This is a genomic window from Phyllobacterium sp. P5_D12, from assembly GCF_054049495.1.
Map to the genome: position 1 here is coordinate 1 of NZ_JBFUMG010000038.1, position 18,731 is coordinate 18,731.

Annotated in this window: 16 protein-coding genes and 1 pseudogene; 3 read left to right on the plus strand and 14 right to left on the minus strand. The window is 56.9% G+C overall.

Annotated features, from left to right (window positions below):
• The 10 genes and pseudogenes from ACXJ5O_RS04880 to ACXJ5O_RS04925 all read right to left on the minus strand — a co-directional run.
• Positions 1–138 (minus strand): annotated as a pseudogene (locus ACXJ5O_RS04880) (serine--tRNA ligase); the annotation flags it as partial.
• Between the two features lie 65 nt (positions 139–203).
• The gene (gene tatC / locus ACXJ5O_RS04885; protein ID WP_370637100.1) at positions 204–983 is read right to left on the minus strand and encodes a twin-arginine translocase subunit TatC; all 780 of its coding nucleotides are present in this window, start codon (positions 981–983) and stop codon (positions 204–206) included.
• A 41-nt stretch (positions 984–1,024) separates the two neighbouring features.
• On the minus strand, positions 1,025–1,663 hold the full coding sequence (tatB, locus tag ACXJ5O_RS04890) for a Sec-independent protein translocase protein TatB (protein ID WP_457298915.1): 639 nt from the start codon (positions 1,661–1,663) through the stop codon (positions 1,025–1,027).
• Between the two features lie 62 nt (positions 1,664–1,725).
• A complete protein-coding gene (locus ACXJ5O_RS04895; protein ID WP_112530313.1) occupies positions 1,726–1,953 on the minus strand; it encodes a twin-arginine translocase TatA/TatE family subunit in 228 nt (75 codons plus the stop codon).
• 170 nt (positions 1,954–2,123) lie between these two features.
• Positions 2,124–2,846 (minus strand): SMC-Scp complex subunit ScpB, encoded by a 723-nt coding sequence (gene scpB, locus ACXJ5O_RS04900; protein WP_271896196.1) that lies wholly within the window; start codon positions 2,844–2,846, stop codon positions 2,124–2,126.
• A complete protein-coding gene (locus ACXJ5O_RS04905) occupies positions 2,839–3,690 on the minus strand; it encodes a segregation and condensation protein A (RefSeq protein WP_457298916.1) in 852 nt (283 codons plus the stop codon). Before ACXJ5O_RS04905 ends, scpB begins: the two co-directional genes overlap by 8 nt.
• Before the next feature lie 12 nt (positions 3,691–3,702).
• Positions 3,703–4,722, minus strand: a complete 1,020-nt coding sequence (gene nagZ, locus ACXJ5O_RS04910) for a beta-N-acetylhexosaminidase (RefSeq protein WP_457298917.1) — start codon at positions 4,720–4,722, stop codon at positions 3,703–3,705.
• A gap of 73 nt (positions 4,723–4,795) precedes the next feature.
• The gene (locus ACXJ5O_RS04915) at positions 4,796–7,372 is read right to left on the minus strand and encodes an SPOR domain-containing protein (RefSeq protein ID WP_457298918.1); all 2,577 of its coding nucleotides are present in this window, start codon (positions 7,370–7,372) and stop codon (positions 4,796–4,798) included.
• 110 nt (positions 7,373–7,482) lie between these two features.
• On the minus strand, positions 7,483–9,240 hold the full coding sequence (gene argS, locus ACXJ5O_RS04920) for an arginine--tRNA ligase (RefSeq protein WP_457298919.1): 1,758 nt from the start codon (positions 9,238–9,240) through the stop codon (positions 7,483–7,485).
• A gap of 63 nt (positions 9,241–9,303) precedes the next feature.
• Positions 9,304–10,512: a deoxyguanosinetriphosphate triphosphohydrolase gene (locus ACXJ5O_RS04925; RefSeq protein ID WP_457298920.1), complete on the minus strand. Its 1,209-nt coding sequence runs from the start codon at positions 10,510–10,512 to the stop codon at positions 9,304–9,306.
• A gap of 158 nt (positions 10,513–10,670) precedes the next feature.
• Between ACXJ5O_RS04925 and erpA the strand changes: the two genes are divergently transcribed.
• Both erpA and xth read left to right on the plus strand, forming a co-directional pair.
• Entirely contained in the window at positions 10,671–11,006 is a 336-nt protein-coding gene (erpA, locus tag ACXJ5O_RS04930) for an iron-sulfur cluster insertion protein ErpA (protein ID WP_162701933.1), read from the plus strand.
• A 38-nt stretch (positions 11,007–11,044) separates the two neighbouring features.
• Complete coding sequence (gene xth, locus ACXJ5O_RS04935; RefSeq protein ID WP_457298921.1) at positions 11,045–11,824, plus strand: exodeoxyribonuclease III; 780 nt, start codon at positions 11,045–11,047, stop codon at positions 11,822–11,824.
• An 89-nt stretch (positions 11,825–11,913) separates the two neighbouring features.
• Here xth and ACXJ5O_RS04940 read toward each other — a convergent pair whose 3' ends face one another.
• From ACXJ5O_RS04940 to ACXJ5O_RS04950, 3 genes are all read right to left on the minus strand, one after another.
• Positions 11,914–12,708 (minus strand): tetratricopeptide repeat protein, encoded by a 795-nt coding sequence (locus tag ACXJ5O_RS04940; protein WP_112530299.1) that lies wholly within the window; start codon positions 12,706–12,708, stop codon positions 11,914–11,916.
• Positions 12,709–13,243: 535 nt separating this feature from the next.
• The gene (locus ACXJ5O_RS04945; RefSeq protein WP_457298922.1) at positions 13,244–14,524 is read right to left on the minus strand and encodes an OmpP1/FadL family transporter; all 1,281 of its coding nucleotides are present in this window, start codon (positions 14,522–14,524) and stop codon (positions 13,244–13,246) included.
• A gap of 385 nt (positions 14,525–14,909) precedes the next feature.
• On the minus strand, positions 14,910–17,696 hold the full coding sequence (locus ACXJ5O_RS04950; RefSeq protein ID WP_457298923.1) for a valine--tRNA ligase: 2,787 nt from the start codon (positions 17,694–17,696) through the stop codon (positions 14,910–14,912).
• 260 nt (positions 17,697–17,956) lie between these two features.
• On the opposite strand from ACXJ5O_RS04950, the gene ACXJ5O_RS04955 reads away from it, so the two are divergent.
• Positions 17,957–18,220, plus strand: coding sequence for a hypothetical protein (locus tag ACXJ5O_RS04955; RefSeq protein WP_457298924.1), 264 nt, complete (start codon positions 17,957–17,959; stop codon positions 18,218–18,220).
• A 26-nt stretch (positions 18,221–18,246) separates the two neighbouring features.
• On the opposite strand, the gene ACXJ5O_RS04960 is transcribed toward ACXJ5O_RS04955, so the two are convergent.
• A partial coding sequence (locus ACXJ5O_RS04960) for a PopZ family protein (protein ID WP_457298925.1) occupies positions 18,247–18,731 on the minus strand: 485 nt, incomplete at its 5' end.

The following is an 18,731-nucleotide window of genomic DNA, read 5'->3' on the forward strand; positions in this document are numbered from 1 at the left end:
CTCCTGCAATTTGGCGATGTGCTGACGGCGCTTTTCGTCAAGCTCGATCAAACGGGACGATGCCGGCTCGTTGCCCCGTTTGGCCAGAGCTGCGTCAAGCGCTTGCGGATTCTCTCGGATCCATTTGATATCTAGCATGGGAATAAAGCCGTGTTGGTGTGAGCAAGAAATTTAGGCGTAAAGGCCCGGCGAAACGATGACCGTCAGGACGAGACTTCGCTGGACTCTGATTTTGCTTCAGCCTCGGTTGCCGCACGCTTTTTCTCGACGAGACGCGCCATCCAGATCGAAACCTCGTAGAGAAGGATCGTCGGGAGTGCAAGACCGATCTGGCTGATCGGATCGGGCGGCGTGATAACGGCGGCCACAATAAACGCAATGATGATGGCGTATTTGCGCTTCGACCTCAGCCCCTCGTAGCCGACGAGACCAACGCGCGCCAAGAGGGTCGTCACAACCGGAAGCTGAAACACCAGCCCGAATGCGAAAATCAGCGTCATGATAAGGCTGAGATATTCGGAAACCTTCGGCAACAGCGAGATCTGGACTTCACCCGCACCGCCGGTCTGCTGCATGGCCAGGAAGAACCACATGACCATCGGTGTGAAGAAGAAATAGACAAGCGCGCCGCCCATGAGAAAAAGGATCGGCGATGCAATCAGGAACGGCAGAAACGCCATTCTCTCATTGCGGTAGAGGCCGGGCGCCACGAACTTGTAGATTTGCGATGCGATGACCGGGAAGGCGATGACGATGCCGCCAAACATGGCGACCTTCACCTGCGTGAAAAAGAATTCCTGTGGGGCCGTATAGATGAGTTGCGCCTTGGCGGGATCGAACCCCGCCCACAAGATCGCCCACTGATACGGGATGACCAAAAGGTTGAACAACTGCTTGCCGAAATGAAAGCATACAAGGAACGCCAGGAAGAACGCCAGAAGTGCCCAGATCAGGCGCCGGCGCAGCTCGATCAGGTGCTCCATCAAAGGGGCCGAGCTTTTATCGATTTCGTCGTCAGCGCTGCTCAACTCTTTGTCCCCGTGTCGACAGCCTTGGCCTTCGGCTTCGCTGTTCTTTTGGCAGGTATTTTGGTCGGCGCGGCCGTTGCGACTGCGGCAGGGGCAGCGCTCTTCTTAGGCGCAGCCTTCGGAGCGTCTGCGGCTTTCTTGGCTGGCGCTCCCGGCTTGGCTTTGGTTTCAGCGGCAGCCGCAACCGGCTTCTGTCTCGACCCTGCGGGCTTCTTTATCACCGGTTCAGCGGCAGGCGCGGCCGGAGCGGCCAAGGGTTCCATCACCTGCGGTTGCAACTGTGTTGCCCCTGGCGCAGCTGGATCGGGCACGGCGACATTGTCCTTGGCCGTCACTGTCGCATCCTTCAGCGTGGAACGGATTTCTTCACCGATCGTACGCACAGGATCGAATACCTTGCGAATGTCGTTTCGAGGATCGAGACTCTTGGCATCATTGATGATTTCACGGACGTCATCGAGCTCGGCCTCTTTCAACGCCTCGTCAAACTGCTTGCGGAATTCGCCGGCAGTAGCCCGAAACTTTGCGGTCGCCTTGCCGAAGGCACGCAGCATCTTCGGCAAATCCTTCGGTCCGACCACCACGATCATGACGATCACGATCACCAGGATTTCCGACCAACCAACTTCRAACATTCATCATGCTCCAGCCACGACGCGGCAACGCACCCGCGCGCAGGACAAGATTATCCTTGGATTCAAGACTTTGTGGTCTTTTCCTTGACTGAATTCACCGGCTGGCTTGTCTGATTATCAATCGTTTTCGAATTGTCGGCAGTGTCAGCCGTGTCGTCGCTCATGCCGCTCTTGAAATTCTTGATACCCTTGGCAACGTCACCCATGAGTTCCGGGATCTTGCCGCGACCGAAAAGAAGGAGCACGACCGCAAGCACGATAAGCCAGTGCCAGATTGAAAAACTACCCATTTGATCCTCACATTCGCCCAACAGTTTGAGCTGATCTATGTCTTTTCCCCGTGCTTTTCAAACACAAGTCCTTCTGCTCTTTCACATTCATGTAAACGCAGCGCAAGTCCGAAGTAAACTCTGCGTCACGAATTTTGATGTTGGCAAGCGATTATAACAGAAAGCTTGTCTCAATCATGTTCGATGCGGGGCGTCAAAAGACCGAGTTCCTCGAGGTCGATGTCCGTCAGTGGATCTTCATCCTCGGTCAGTTCATCCGGATCGTTGACCGGGATCGGGATGGCAAAATTCGTCGGCATGCGCGTCGAAAGCAGACCTGCCCCGCGCAACTCGTCAATCCCCGGCAGATCGCGCACTTCCTGTAGGCCGAAATGATCGAGGAAAGAGGCCGTGGTGCCATAGGTGATAGGACGGCCGGGTGTCCGGCGGCGCCCGCGGAACTTGATCCAGCCCGTTTCCATCAGCACATCGAGTGTGCCCTTCGAAGTCTCGACACCGCGAATATCTTCAAGCTCGGCGCGTGTCACCGGCTGATGATAGGCGATGATCGCAAGGACCTCGAGGGCTGCACGCGACAGTTTCTTTTGCTGCACGGCCTCCCGGTTCATCAGGAAGGCGAGATCGGCAGCCGTGCGAAATGCCCATGCGCCACCCGTCTGCCGCAGATTGATGCCGCGCTTTGAATAGATCTCCTGCAATTCGCCAAGTAGCGCGGCAACGTCGACACCGGACGGCAGGCGCTCACGCAGGGCCTTTTCCGTTACGGGCTCTGCCGATGCGAACAATATGGCCTCGGCCATGCGCAGCGCATCGGAAAGCGAAACCGCTGAGTTCCAGTTGCCGGCCGGCAACTCGAGTTCATCATCTTCGATGTTATGAATGCTATCAGCCATTTGCCACATCCTTCAGCGGCTCGGTCTGCTTATCAAGCCTGTTGCGCAGGTAGATCGGGTTGAACGCGCCAGTCTGGCGAATTTCAAGATGCCCTTCCCGGACCATTTCCAGGCTGGCAGCAAACGAGCTGGCCATAGCGGTCGCCCGCTCCGCCGGGGAAAAGATAAATTCCATCAGGTAATGATCGAGCGCTGTCCAATCCTTCATCTCACCCACAAGCCGCATCAGGATTTCGCGCGCGTCCTTCAGCGACCAGACCGTACGCCGCGCGATCTGCACATGCGAAGTGGCTCGCTTTTGCCGCTGTGAGGCGTAGGCGGTCAAAAGCTCGTAGAGCGTCGCTGCATAGGCGTTGGTTTGATCGACAATCACAGCCTCGGGCATGCCGCGGGCAAACACATCGCGGCCGAGCCGGTTGCGATTGATGAGCTTTGTTGCCGCGTCGCGCATCGCTTCCAGGCGTTTCAGCCGGAACTGCAGCGTTGCCGCCAATTCCTCGCCGCTTTCGCCTTCGTCGCCAGGCGCCTTCGGGATCAACAGCTTGGATTTGAGGTAGGTAAGCCACGCCGCCATGACCAGATAATCGGCGGCAAGCTCAAGCCTTAATGCCTGCGCCTGCCGGATGAAGATCAGGTATTGCTCAACCAAGGCGAGTACAGAGATGCGAGCAAGATCGACCCGCTGGTTACGCGCGAGATGCAGCAAGAGATCAAGTGGGCCTTCGAACCCCTTGATATCAATAACAAGCGACGGCTCGCTGGCAGCGCGATCGACCTGACTTTCCCACAGCGCTTCCATGGGTGCCGTGTCGTTGCCATTTATCTTTTGCTCGCTCGCCGCCAAAACTCTCTCGCTCTAAACCACCGCCTCGAAAGTACGCTGGAATTCTTCCCGGAGTTCTTCCTCATTGGAGGTATCCGGTTCTTTTCGATATTCGATTGCCCGCTGCGCCCGCTCGAACGCCTTGCCCTCGAGCTCCGGCGTGCAAGCCGCAACGGCTTTCATTTGATCCATGATGCCGTGGCAATGAAGCACGATATCGAGCCCGGCCGCAAAGATTGCTTTGGTCCGGTCGAAATAATCCCCAGAAAGTGCATTCATGGAGACATCGTCGCTCATCAGCAGCCCGCCGAAACCTATATAGTCCCGGATGATCTCTTCTACCACCTTGCCCGATGTCGTCGCCGGGTTCTTTGGATCAACGGCCGAAAAGATCACATGCGCACTCATCGCCATCGGCAGGTTAGCCAAAGCCCGGAACGGCACGAAATCATGTTCGGCAAGCTCCTCAAGCGGCGTCGCGACCGTCGGCAATTCGTGATGTGTGTCGGCGAAGGCGCGGCCGTGCCCCGGTATGTGCTTGATCACTGGCAGCATGCCGCCCGCAAGCAGCCCGTCCGCCGCGGCTCGGCCCATGGCCGTCACAATCTCTGGATGCTTGCCATAGGCGCGCGTGCCGATAACATCATTGGCCCCTTCCACGGGAACATCGAGTACCGGCAGGCAATCGACATTGATGCCGAGCTTGAGGAGATCAAACGCATGCAGGCGCGACAGGAGCCAGGCGGAGCGCAATCCAAGTTCCTCATTTTCCCGGAAAAGCGCGCCAAGCTGCGACCCTGAGGGATAATCCGGCACGAGCGGCGGTCGCAGCCGTTGCACGCGCCCGCCTTCCTGGTCAATCAGCACCAGTGCGTCGTCGCGGTCCACCAGATCACGCAAATGCGCGCACAGGTCTTGGATCTGTGCCGGCTCGCTGACGTTGCGGGCAAAAAGAATAAAACCCCACGGCCGCTCATCGCGAAAGAATGCGATTTCGTCTGGGGTCAGTTTCAAACCGGTCGTCCCGGCAATCCATGCTTTTGATTCGCTCATGAAGGGAGTCTACCGCTTCAGCACAAAAAAAGAAAAGGCGGCCGTGGCCGCCTTTTCCAATATACCGGACGGACTACTGCGTAACGAAGCAGCTGCCGCCTGCAGTCTTGTATTTGGCGCACAGGGCGTTCGCATCGCTCTTAGAGCCAGCCGGAATGCGAACACGGAAGAATGTGCCCTTGCCGGCAATCTCGGCCTGCTTGATATCGACACCGCGGCCGCCGATCACACCCGCATATTTCTGGGAGAGCGAAGCATATGTCTTCTGCGCACCCTCGACATTCGGTTGCGAGGCAATCTGGATGAGATAGCTTCCCGCTGCCGGAGCGGCGGAAGCGACCTGCTGGCCCGCTGCATTCTTTGGCGGAACGCGATCGACAATATCGATCGGTTGATCTGCCGGACGCGATTCGACCACCGGAATATTCTTCGGCGTAACGGAAGCAACCGTTTCGGGAGTGATCTTCTTGGTCGCGACAGGCTTCGGAGGCAACTTGCCAGCAGCCGGAGCCGTTTTTGCCGCTGCAGTTGCAGCTGGTGCTTCGGGTGCCGGTGCAGCAGTCTGTACGGGCGCAGCTGCCGGGGCGTCCTGCATCAATGCGCCAATTTCGTCGTCACCAGTTGTTGCCGGCGCTGCGGATGCATTTGCATCGAGCGGAGCTGCGGGACGGTCAGCCGGGGCAACGGCCGGGCCGGTACTCACCGGATCAGCCGGTTCGGGAATGGAGGCAACCATCGTGCCATCCGGTTTGACGACCATAGTCTGCACCTTGCGCGGTGCAATCGCACTGTTGCGTTCCGCCGGTGCAGCATCGGCAGTATCGTCTGCAGTGGCAGGGTCAACGCGCGCCTCCACCTTGTCGCCCGCGGCAAGATCATCAGCTGGGGGCGCATCGGCGGCGAGCATATCCGTAACGGACGCGCCTCCATCCTCATCAGCTGGAAGATCGATAGGATCCTCCCGTGTTGTTACGAGTTGATCCTGCTTCGGTGCTTCGGGAGCAGCCGTCGCGCTCTTGTCGTAAACCGCTTTGTCCTGATTTGGCACTACGGCCGTGCTGGCCGTTTCCGGCTGAACCTTGATTGGCGTCTTGTCCGCCATGATGACGACGGGGTCGCCACTCGAACCGCCAGTCCATTTATAGGCGACGGCACCAGCGACAGCGAGCAAAACAACAGCTGCTGCCACGCCGGGAACGAACAGGTTACTGCGGCGACGCGCAGGTGTTTCCTTTTGCCCGTAGGGCGTTGCGGCTATATCGACATTGTCCTGGCGAGGATCATAGCCAAAATCCAGATCCTCTTCTGGACCATAGGCCGGGGTTGCCCGGCTTTGTTGTGAGCTCGCAGCGCCCATAGCGGCAGCGCCGGCTGCTGCTGTATAGCCTGCCGGATTGTATTTGTTCTGATCTGCCTCGTTCCCGAATACATCTGCGAAAATATCGGCGTATCGGTCTTTCTCAGGCTCCTGTGGGGCAGGATCCTCTGCCGCGACATAGGCGCCACGCGAATCGTCGGCTTCGATCGAACCGAATACCTCTGCAAATTCATTATCGAGCTCGTTCAGCCCATTGTGCTGCGGAACGTCGTCCTCATAGTTCACGGCCGGAAGATCGAGCGACTCGGTATAATCAACGCGGCTTTCTGTAACCGCCACCGTATCGACATCGGGTGCTGCAGTAATCGCCGACGCTGCGCGATCGAGCTCGTCGGCATAGTCGCTGAGCTCATGAACTTCGGGCAATCGCGGTGCGCTGGCAACAGGCATGGCAACAGGCACTTCGATCTGTTCACGAACCGGCGTCGAGGATTGTTCCAGGTTTTGATAAAGCGGGAAAACCGGGACTGCTTCTGCAACCGATTCGCTATCCTCGTCTTGATCCGCCGTTACGTCGAAATCATCGAGCGCCGCCATCAATTCGTCGGTATCGAAATCCTCGATCTCCGAATCCTGAACCTGCTCTTCCACGGCAGCTTCGTAAGCTACAGGCTCCGGCTCGGGAATCTCGTGGACGACTGTTTCCGACACATGCGATGGCTGCTGGTATGATGTTGTCCGGCTGATCGACGGGGCAATCTCTGTTCGTCCCGGAACCTGCGTCTGCGATCCATATCCCCAGGAAGCATTTGCCGAACGCTGCACGGCTGGCTGCGCCGACCCTGCAAGCAAGGTTTCGAGCTCATCTTCGAGACTGAGTGATGGCGTTGCGAGCACGGGGCGCTCTTCGTAGTGAGAGACGACCGCCTCTATCGGACGACCAACACCCTCGCCCGCCTCGCTGTCCGCGTAAACCGGGTCCGGCTCGTAATCGGCGTAATCCGGTTCTTCATAGGCGGCTATGGATTCGGTAGCTGCTTCATGAGTGTGAGGTGGTTCCGCAGCCAACTCGCGCTCGATGGATTCCTGAAAATCCTGAGCGGCAAGGTGATCGTCGTGGGCATCATTGCCAGCGGACTGAGGCGCGGCTGGTTCATCAAAGCCCCCCATCAGCTCGCGTTCGAGGTCCATAGCAAAATCATCGTTGGATCCGTTAGTCGACCCTTCCTCGTCAACCGTTCCCATGATACGGGAAAGTTCCATCAGAGGGTCATTACTACCTGATCGCGAATCATCCTGCCGGTGAGAACGCTGAATATTGTTGTCCGCCATGGCGTTAATCCTGTACTCTCAACTGTGGGACGTCCGAAAACGTCACGCATTGGCCTTACCAGCGCAATGTGGGCAAAAGTTGACAGGATTGCTACGCTTTTCAGCGTATATTAACGCATTTCGGTCGGGGCGTCCGCACCTATTATTGACAATCCGGACGTCAAGACCTTCGAAACAACCTGCACCAGCCCTAGCCTGGCTTGGGACAAGTCTGGATCGTTAACCTTAATAAAACGTAAGTCCGGGTTTTCGGTTCCCTTATTCCACTGCGTATGCAGCGAACTTGCGAGGTCGTAGAGGTAGAAAGCGAGCCTGTGCGGCTCCTGATGCAAAGCCGCTGTTTCGATCAGCCGGGGGTATTCCGCGAGCTTGCGAATGAGCGCGATTTCACTCTCATCCGTCAGCAAACCGAAGTGTTGCGCGCTCGCCGCCAACTGGATTTCGCCGATCCCCAGCTGTTCGATCGCCTGCCGGAAAACCGAATGGCATCTGGCCGAAGCATACTGAACGTAGAAGACGGGATTGTCCTTGGAATGTTCGGTGACTTTGGCGAAGTCGAAATCGAGCGGCGCGTCGTTCTTCCGGTACAGCATCATGAACCGCACTGGATCCCGGCCTACTTCCTCCACCACATCACGCAAGGTAACGAACTCGCCCGACCGTTTCGACATCCGCACGGGTTCGCCGTTGCGATAGAGCTTGACGAGCTGGCAGATCAATACAGTCAGCTTCGCCGTTCCGCCGGAAACAGCCCGCGCCAAAGATTCCAGCCGCTTGACATAACCGCCATGATCCGCGCCGAGCACATAGATCATCTCGTCGAAGTGGCGGTCGTACTTATCCTTGAAATAGGCAACGTCGGCCGCGAAATAGGTGAACTGGCCGTCGGACTTGACCAGCGGCCGGTCGATATCATCGCCCACATCGGTCGACCGGAACAGCGTTTGCTCCCGGTCTTCCCAGTCTTCCGGCAATTGGCCCTTCGGTGGCGGCAGTTTGCCCTTGTACACATGCCCCTTCAGCGTCAGGTCGTTGATGGCAGACCGGATCAGCTTGGCATTGTTGGCATGCAGCGTCCGCTCGGAGAAGAACACGTCGTGATGAACGTTGAGCGAGGCGAGATCGTCGCGGATCATCACCATCATCGCATCGATCGTTCGGTCCTTGACGATGACCATCGCCTCATCTTCCGGCATTTCCAGGAGCTTCGTGCCATAATCGGCGGCAAGCGCCTGCCCCACGGGCACGAGATAATCGCCAGGATAGAGCCCTGCAGGAATATCGCCGATCTGCTCTCCGAGCGCCTCGCGATACCGCAACATCACAGAGCTTGCCAGCACATCGATCTGCGCGCCGGCATCATTGATGTAATATTCCTTGGCAACGTTATAACCCGCAAACTTGAGCAGGTTGGCAAGAGCATCGCCGACCACCGCACCCCGGCAATGGCCGACATGCATGGGACCGGTCGGATTGGCCGAGACATATTCGACATTGACCCGGTGGCCGTAACCGAGCTTTGACCGGCCATAATCGAGCCCGGCGGCCAACATTACGGCAAGTTGCCGGTGCCAATAGGTGTCCTTGAGCCGCAGATTGATGAAACCGGGACCTGCCACATCGACTGAGCCGACGTCGGGATCATTCTTCAGCGCATCTCCAATTCTAACAGCAAGTTCGCGCGGGTTTTGGCCAACCGCCTTGGAGAGCACCATCGCCGCATTTGTTGCAATATCGCCATGGCTGGGATCGCGCGGCGGTTCGACACCCACGCGCGACAGATCCACAGCAGCACCCTCTGTGGTTTCTAAATCAAGCGCTTGCAGGGCGTTCTTAATCCGCGCGTCGAAATCGGCGAAGATGTTCATGACGTCATACTCATTCGGGGTTTATAAAATTGAGCGGTCGTTCTACCGCAATTGGCCCTGCCCTTAAGCCAATTCGGGCGTATGGTCAAACAACCGTCGGTGTTCCCGCACAGCATATGTATCGGTCATCCCTGCCAAAAAATCCGCTACCAGCCTTGCGCGCGCAGCCAGATCGCCCTGTTTCTCGCTCTCGCGCCAGCCCTCGGGCATACACTGAGCGTCTGCAAGATAGGCATCAAACAACTCTCTCACAATCCTGTCAGCGGATTTGCGCACGCGCACCACGCTCTCGTGGAAATAGAGGTTCTTGTACAGAAACGCCTTGAGCATCTTTTCCTGCTCGCGCAGCGGCGCTGAAAATCCAACGATCGTTCGCCCGGCACCATGAATGTCGTCGACTGTCTGCGGCTTGACCGTTTCAAGATTGGCCTGCGCCGCACGTATCACGTCTTCGACCATGATCGTGATTTGCCTCCGGACAATCTCATGCGACGTACGTACATCATCGAGAGTTGGATATTTCTGCCGGACGGCGCGCAGAATATCGCCGATTATCGGCACGGCTTCGAGCGCGTCAAGCGTAAGCAGACCTGAGCGCAACCCATCATCGATGTCATGGGCGTTATAGGCGATATCGTCGGCAATTGCCGCACATTGCGCTTCCAGCGAGGCAAAGCGTGCAAGTTCGAGATCATGGTGCGCGTTATATTCGAGGATTGCAGCGGGCACCGGGTGCTTCAGCCCGTTGCCAAGAGCATCGGTCAGCGGACCATTGTGCTTGACCRAACCTTCCAGCGTTTCCCAGGTCAGGTTCAGCCCGTCAAACTCGGCATAACGCTTTTCGAGATTTGTTACGATGCGCAGCGATTGCGCGTTGTGATCGAAACCGCCGAAGTCGCGCATCTTATCGTTGAGCGCATCCTCACCCGTATGACCGAACGGCGTGTGGCCGAAATCATGCACCAGGGCGATTGCTTCGGCGAGATCCTCGTCGAGCCGCATGGAACGCGCCAGCGCCCGGGCAATCTGCGCCACTTCGATCGTATGCGTCAGCCGTGTGCGATAATGATCACCCTCATGGGCGATGAAGACCTGCGTCTTGTGCTTCAGCCGCCGGAACGCCGTTGAGTGGATGATACGGTCGCGATCACGTTGAAACACCGTGCGCGTCGGGCTTTCGCTTTCAGGCACAAGCCGTCCACGGCTTTTCACGGGATCAGAGGCGTATGGTGCCCTCTCCCTGTAACCGAAACCGATACCCTGCATGGACATGATTGAAATATGTGCCTTCCCATCTTCCGACTGCTGACAACGTTGACTTCACAGTCGCCAATTCTTAGCTATGGTGTATGATGAACGGCAAGGCGTGACATTACAATGTCAATGCTTTGTTGAGCGTAGCGGAGCAATCCGCGAAGGAACCGTAAAGAATGACCGAAGTGCTAAGTGTTTCTGTCTCCGATGCCGCTGCAAAGCGCATCTCGGCGATTCTGCAGTCAGATCCGGAAAAAACCGCCTTGCGCATTTCCGTCGAGGGCGGCGGCTGCTCGGGTTTTTCCTACAAATACGATCTGGTTGACGCACAGGACGTCGATGACATCGTCATCGAGAAACTAGGCGCCAAGGTGCTGATCGATCAGATTTCCCTGCCCTATATTGGCGGTTCGGAGATTGATTTCGTTGACGATCTGATGGGCCAGTCGTTCCAGATTCGCAATCCAAACGCGACCTCTTCCTGTGGTTGCGGGACAAGCTTCTCCGTCTGACATCCACCTTGCCGCCGTTGCAACCTGAGCGCAAACCCATGAAAATCGTTACCTGGAACATAAACGGCGTCAAAGCCCGGATTGAGGTGCTGACGACATGGCTGCAGGAGTCCAATCCGGACATTGTCTGCCTGCAGGAAATCAAATCCGTCGATGAAGGGTTTCCGCGCTTCGAACTGGAAGCGCTGGGCTATCATGTCGAGACGAACGGCCAGAAAGGCTTCAATGGCGTTGCCATTTTATCGAGGCAGTCCCCCGACGAGGTCAATCGCGGTCTCCCCGGCGACGATGCCGATGATCATGCGCGCTTTATAGAAGCCGTGTTTTCTACCGAAAAGGGCGCGCTCCGCGTTGTTTCACTGTATCTGCCGAACGGCAATCCCATCAACACCGAGAAATTTCCCTACAAGATCGGCTGGATGGAGCGGCTGGAGCGTTGGGCGGAAGAGCGGTTGGCCCTTGAAGAGCCACTTATTCTGGCTGGCGACTACAATGTCATCCCCGAGCCTATCGACGCAAAGGTCCCGGAAGCCTGGGTCAATGATGCCTTGTTCCAGCCGGCGACACGCCAATCTTTCCGACGGCTTGAAAACCTCGGCTTCACCGATGCAGTTCGCAGCGTTACCGACAAAGGTGACGTCTATACATTCTGGGATTATCAGGCGGGTGCCTGGCAGAAGAACAACGGCATTCGCATCGATCACCTGATGCTATCGCCGGAAGCCGCGAACATGCTCGAATCCGCCAGCATTGAAAAACATGTCCGTGCCTGGGAAAAACCGTCGGATCATGTGCCGGTCGCGATTTTCATCACCTGACGCAACGAATTTATGACGATTTGGCTTAGACCTTCGGTGAATTGACAGATCTTGCCGGCATATCGCCATCGACCCGATCCAGAATTGCCTCAGAAATCGCCGGTCTTGACGATGTCCTCGGCCAGCACCATCGCGGTGCGCCGGTCGGCCTCGTCGGATATGGAAAACGCCTGCTCCTGCACGTCGCGGATCCAGGCTTTGTCCTGCTTGTTGGCGTGCTCCAGAGCCGCAGTCATCATCGCGAGACCGCGCACGGTCTTGCCTGCCTGAAACAGCAGATTGCCAAGCATGGCCTGCGCACCCGCATTGCCTTTTTGCGCCGATAGACGGAACCAGCGTGCAGCCTGGTTGGGGCTGGCTTGTCCGCCTTCGCCTTTCATCAGCATCTTGCCGAGTTCGAATTGCGCGTCGGAATCGCCGAAATTCGATGCTGCCTGCAGATAAAGATCGCGCGCCGCACTTGGGTTGGAATTGATCGGCGAATTCGGGATGCCACGTTTGACATAGCCGGCCAGCGCGACCAGCGCATCGGCGACGTAGCTTTCGTTCTCCGTGCCCTGATCGGCGCCTTCATGGACAACCTGCTCGAACATCTTATAGGCTTCGTAGTCATCTTCCTTGACGCCGTCGCCTTCCGCATACATGCGCGCAAGTTTCCAGTTGGCGCCCTGATGACCCTTTTCAGCGGCAAAACGCAGTGCTTTGACTGCCTCGTCCTTATGGCCGTTCTTATATGCGGAGAAACCAAACTTGAAGAGTGCGAACGGGCTGGAGTCTTCCTTCACCTCATTTTGCGTATCGAAGGCGAAACAAGGCATGGTCATAGCGCTCATCAAAAGGCCAAAGCCGACAATTGGACCAAAAAAACGATCAGCGATGAGCATGACTATAGTCTTCCTTTGCCCTCACCGTGAGTGTCGCAGCGTTACCGCGCGCCATACGAACGGTTCGAGCCCAAATCCCGCCAGCGCGCGTCATCGCGTCAGCCAGCAACGGGAGGGCCAAATCTCGCATGCCATTCCAGCGAACATTTGACCGCTTTCCGGCAATAGTAGGGCCAGAACAAAAGAAAACACTTGTGTCGAAAGCATACGATTGGCGAGATGACGCAACAATCGCGGAAGGGCCGTGTATCAACTTACGGCTCGAAGTTTTTGCCCATGAAACAAGTATCGTGTCCATCATTTCCCCAAGCGGAACATCTGTACCGTTACTCGATGTAACCAACCACCAAAGGTTGCCGCCCTTTCGAGTTGCTCCGGGTTTGTGGCGCAAAATGGGCAAATTCTGTCCTCTCCAGAGCCTGGACGATCATCGCGCCACAGTGTTGCTGAATCGTCACAAAATTTGATCGCCCAAGCAGGCAGGTATGAAAAAGCCCGGCGCTTGGCCGGGCTATTTGGATTTTCGCAATTTGGCTTAGAACTTGATTTTGCCTGCGAGAGACAATGCGCCGACGAAATCATCACCGAAATCATAGGTCACGTCATTGCCGCAGCCGCCAGTCTTTGGGCAAGCCGTCGGGCCATAGGAACCAGCTGCCAGCATGCCAACAGCGCCGCCTAAACGAAGCTCAACATTTTTGTTGGGTGCGTAAGACACGCCACCGGAAAGCAGATACGTATCGGTCTGGGTGGTCAAACCGGTCGACGTGCCGCGATCCCAGCTAAGCTGCGCCGATCCACTCCACTTGTCGTTGAATTTGTGGCCGATACCGGCAGCGACCGTCCAGCCATCCTGGAACATAAGATCGAGCGTCGTCAGCAGAACTGGCGATGTCGGGCCGCAACTCACAATGCCCTTGGTCGAAGTCGGGCAGAACGAGACGACGTTGAGAACGCTCCAATCTACCCATTTGACCGAGCCGAATGCCAGCCAGTCAGGTGCGATACCCGTCTGGAGTTTGAATTCGAGCGATTGCGGCATCGTAGCCGTGCCGTAAACGTCCGTAATCTTGTTGGCAAAAGGATTTGTCGGCAGTGGCGGAAGGCCCGTCAAGTCGACGGTACCATTGATCTGGCCAAGGTCGATCTCGGCATTGTAGATCAAGCTGGCACGGAAGGCGATTTCCGGAATTTCGTATGCAGCGCCAATACGCCAGCCCCAGCCATCCGCATCGAGGTCAAGCTTGCCTTGACCATCGAACAACGCAGCCGCCGGTCCGAACGCTGCCGGGCCCACGACCAGACGGTTTTTGTAGCCTGAAACTTCCTGGTAGGACACGCCGCCAATTGCACGGAGCTGACCCTTGCCAACATCAAACTTGTACGAACACGTCAGTCCGTAATCGTCGCTCCTGATGTCGGTCTCGATGTTCTGGTTTGCACCGACCCAGTCCGCACCGGGATTGGTATGGACGCCCCATGGCTGGCTGTAGGAGGCAAGGCAATCCGCGTCGGGCGTGAGGCCAACCTTTGCGCCGAAGCGCGGAACCGTATAGCTCGGGGTCTCGTGTGTCGACGTGGCGCCGCCACCGATACCGTTCGCTCCCAATCCATCGGCCGGGTTTGTGTCAACGGCGTTCTTGATCTTGCGGTCCGGCATCACATAGATAATGCCGGCTTCCGAAGCAAAGCGCTCCTGATCGAAAAGCAGATCCCAATTGTAGCCGTTGCGCTCCAGCCCCCCGGCCTGTGCTGCAGAAGCCACGCTTGTCAGAAGCAACGCTCCACCCAAAATCGTTGAAATAGCCCTAGACATTAAGTCCCTCCCCGAAGCCTTAAAAACTTCCTGATCCCCACACAGTTCAGGAAAATTGTTACCAATACGTAATACCTAACAAATCGCGGCGTGCGCGCAATCACCTGAAAATCACCGGTTTCGCGTATCGAACGCTCCAAAATCGGAAATTGGCGCAAAATCGCGAGCACGAGACGAAAATTTCGCGAATTTCGCGCTAATCCGAAATGATTAGCGGCAAAATCGATGGATTTTGAGCCGAAAACGCCCTTGTTGCTCAAATGCAACGGCGGCCAAAAATGACGGAATTGGGGCTTTTACCCGACCGAAATGGGGAAGTTACCCTTCACTGGCGCAGTAAAAACCCGTTGGACGCGCGCCGGATTCGCTCCGGCGCGCCAGGCCCCTAGCCTGCTTCGCGAACCCTGCGGATGGCCGTTTCGATCTTCTCGGCAGCGGCCTGAAGTTCTAACAACCGTTCGCGTTCCGCTTCCACGATTTCCGGTTTGGCATTGGCGACGAATTTCTCGTTGCCGAGCTTTTTGCTGATCTTGTCGCTTTCATCGGCGATCTTGCCGGATTCCTTGGTCAGACGCGCGATTTCCGCATTGACGTCGATCAAACTACCGAGCGGCAACGAAGCCGTCGCTTCGCCGATAACGAATTGCGCAGAGCCCTTTGGCGCGTCATCCGCCAGGGTAATCGTCTCGACACGTGCGCGCCATTTGATCGAGGCATCGTGGCGCTGCAAGCGTTCCTTCGTAACGTCATTGGCGCCGATGATGACGAGCGGCGCAACCGCCGATGCCGGGACGTTCATCTCCGCACGCACCGAACGTATTCCGGTGACCAGATCGATCAGCCAGTTGATGTCCGCTGCCGCCTCGGCGTCGACGAAATCCGGATCCGGCCAGCCTGCATGGCACAGCAACGTCTCACGGCTCTTGCCCTCGCCCGCTGCAAGCGCCCAGAGCTCCTCGGTCATGAACGGCATGAACGGATGCAGCAGCTTGTAAATCTCGTCGAGTACATGGGCAGCGCAGGCCTGCGCCTCCGCCTTGGCTTCCGCATCTTCTCCGTTGAACACCGGCTTCAAAAGCTCGATGTACCAGTCGCAGAACTGGTTCCAGACAAAGCGATACGCCGCACTTGCCGCCTCGTTGAAGCGGTAGCTGGCAATACCATCCGTGACATCGCGGACCGCATTGGTGAGTTCGGTCAGGATCCAGCGGTTAACGTTGAGCTTGGCATTTTCCGGACGGAACGAAGGATCACGGGCAACGCCGTTCATTTCGGCAAAGCGTGTCGAATTCCACAGCTTGGTGCCGAAGTTGCGGTATCCCGCGATGCGGCTCGGGTCGAGCTTAACATCACGCCCCTGCGCCGCCATGATGGCAAGCGTGAAGCGCAGCGCATCCGCACCATACTCGTCGATCAGTTCCAGCGGATCGATGACATTGCCTTTCGACTTCGACATCTTGGCGCCGTTCTTGTCGCGAACCAGCGCGTGCATATAGACGGTGTGGAACGGCTCCTCCCCCATGAAATGCAGACCCATCATCATCATCCGGGCTACCCAGAAGAAGATGATGTCAAAGCCGCTGACGAGAACACTTGTCGGATAGTAGGTAGCAAGCTCGGGCGTTTTGTCCGGCCAGCCCAGCGTCGAGAAAGGCCAGAGTGCCGAAGAAAACCAGGTATCGAGCACATCCTCGTCACGGGTCAGAATTTCACCGGGCTTGAGGTTTTCCAGAAGGTTCTGGACATGGGCCTTCATCGGCCCTTCATGCGCCAGATAATGCTGGACCGCTGCGCTCAGCGCTTCTTCTTCCGTCCGTTCCACGAACACCTGTCCATCGGGTCCGTACCAGGCCGGAATTTGATGACCCCACCAGAGCTGGCGCGAAATGGCCCAGGGCTGGATGTTTTCCATCCATTCGAAATAGGTTTTTTCCCAGTTTTTGGGTACGAAGTTGGTACGGCCTTCGCGCACGCTGGCAATCGCCGGCTTGGCAAGTTCGCCCGCATTCACATACCACTGATCGGTAAGATAGGGTTCGATCGGCACATCGCCGCGATCGCCGTGAGGAACAGCGTGCGTATGATCCTCGACTTTTTCGAGGTAGCCGCGCTCGTCCATCATGGCGACGATCAGCTTGCGCGCTACAAAACGGTCTTTGCCGTCAAGAGCATGTACCAGCTGGTCGAGAAGACTCGATTTCTCGAGATCTTCGAAAAAGTCATTGTTTTCCTTGAGGAAAATGGATGCATCCGTGTGCAGGATATTGATCTGGCGCAAATCGTTGCGCTTGCCGACTTCAAAGTCATTGAAATCATGGGCCGGCGTTATCTTGACCGCGCCGGAACCCGCTGCCGGATCGGCATAATCATCGGCAACGATCGGAATATGACGCCCGACCAGCGGCAGGATCACATTGTTACCGACCAAAGCATGATAGCGCTCGTCGTCGGGATTAACCGCGACACCCGTATCGCCCAGCATAGTTTCAGGACGCGTCGTCGCGACCACAATGAAGGTATGCGGGTTTTCCGGGTCGAAGGCCACGTTCTCGAGCGGATAACGGAAATGCCATAGATGGCCTTTGATCTCGCGCGACTCGACTTCTATGTCGGAAATCGCAGTCAGAAGCTTCGGATCCCAATTAACCAGTCGCTTGTCCTTATAGATCAGGCCCTGCTTGTAGAGCGTGACGAAAACTTCGAGCACGGCTTTCGACAAGCCTTCATCCATGGTGAAGCGCTCACGCGACCAATCGCACGATGCGCCAAGCCGCCTGAGCTGACCGGCAATGATGCCGCCGGATTCCGACTTCCATTCCCAGACCCGTTCGACAAACTTTTCCCGGCCCATTTCCCGGCGGCCCGGCTGTTGCCGCTCCATCAGCTGCCGCTCGACAACCATCTGCGTGGCAATGCCGGCATGGTCCATGCCCGGCTGCCAAAGCACGTTCTTGCCGCGCATGCGCTCGAAACGCACCATTATATCCTGGATCGTGTTGTTGAGCGCGTGGCCCATATGCAGCGAACCTGTCACATTCGGCGGTGGTATGACGATAGAAAATGCCTCGGCGCCCGGTTTGGAACCAGCTCCGGCCTTGAAGGCGCCGGCCTCGTCCCAGCGTTTTGCGATTTCAGGCTCTACGGTCGCGGCATCATACGTCTTCTCAAGCATGCGAAAGTGTCCGTCAGTTGCGGAAAGGGATTGGCTACGGTGTAAACCCAATGGCCGGAGATAAGTCAATGCTGACGTGTCGTTAACCCAATCACACAGAAAGCGAGAGATCCAGCTTTGGGACAATTGCTTTGTCACAACCACAACGATTACTTGGACGAAATTCATCCAAGAGGTTTTTCATGAGAGTGGTAAATTCAATTCTACTGTTCGCGGCATCGCTGGCCATCACAGCTTGTACCTCGTCCGGTATGCGGAGCATGGACTACAAGAAGAACCTTTCGGATCCTGTCGCTAAAAGGACGCTGCTGGCGCAATGTATCAGCGACTTCAATCGCCAATCGCAGAACAAGCGCGCAAACATGGCAGTTGTGATGCGCATATCGGAAAAAGATGCCCCATCCGTGTTCTGCAAACGTCTCATTGGTGGCATCGCCAGCGGCCGGATAACGACTTCTGACGTTGAGACCACCAACAGCCAGCATGTATCGCCTAAAGTGCTTAAAGTGATCCTGGGTCAATAGCGACAACATACATTTTCGCTAGCGAGCTACCGCCTGCCGCCACGCGCCACGCGCTCGATCTCTTCGCGCACGAGGCGTTCGACCAGCGTCGGTAAATTGTTGTCGAGCCAGTCCTGCAGCAGAGGCCGCATGAGTTCCTGCGCGATTTCGTCGAATGAGCGCCGCTGTTCGCTCCTGACCGCGAATGAGAGATCATCAAATGCAGCGCTGACCTGGCGCTCGGCGGTCTCGGACAGGATCGGTTCAAGAGTGCGCTGCAGATCCAGAGACACTCCGTCATCTCCGCTATCGGCTGATGATTCGATTGCAGGCGCCGTCGGCGACGCCTCGTCTGGTTCCGCGAAATCGATTTCGCTCGCAACCTCGACAGGTTCAGCAATGAAGTCCTGTTCTGGCGTCGGTTCCGGGGTGGCTTCTGGCGTTAGAAAACCCTCCGGAATGGCCGCGGCGGGCGTGACGGTATCTTCGACTGGTTTTGTCCGCGGTTCAGCCGGAGCCACAGGTGCTGACC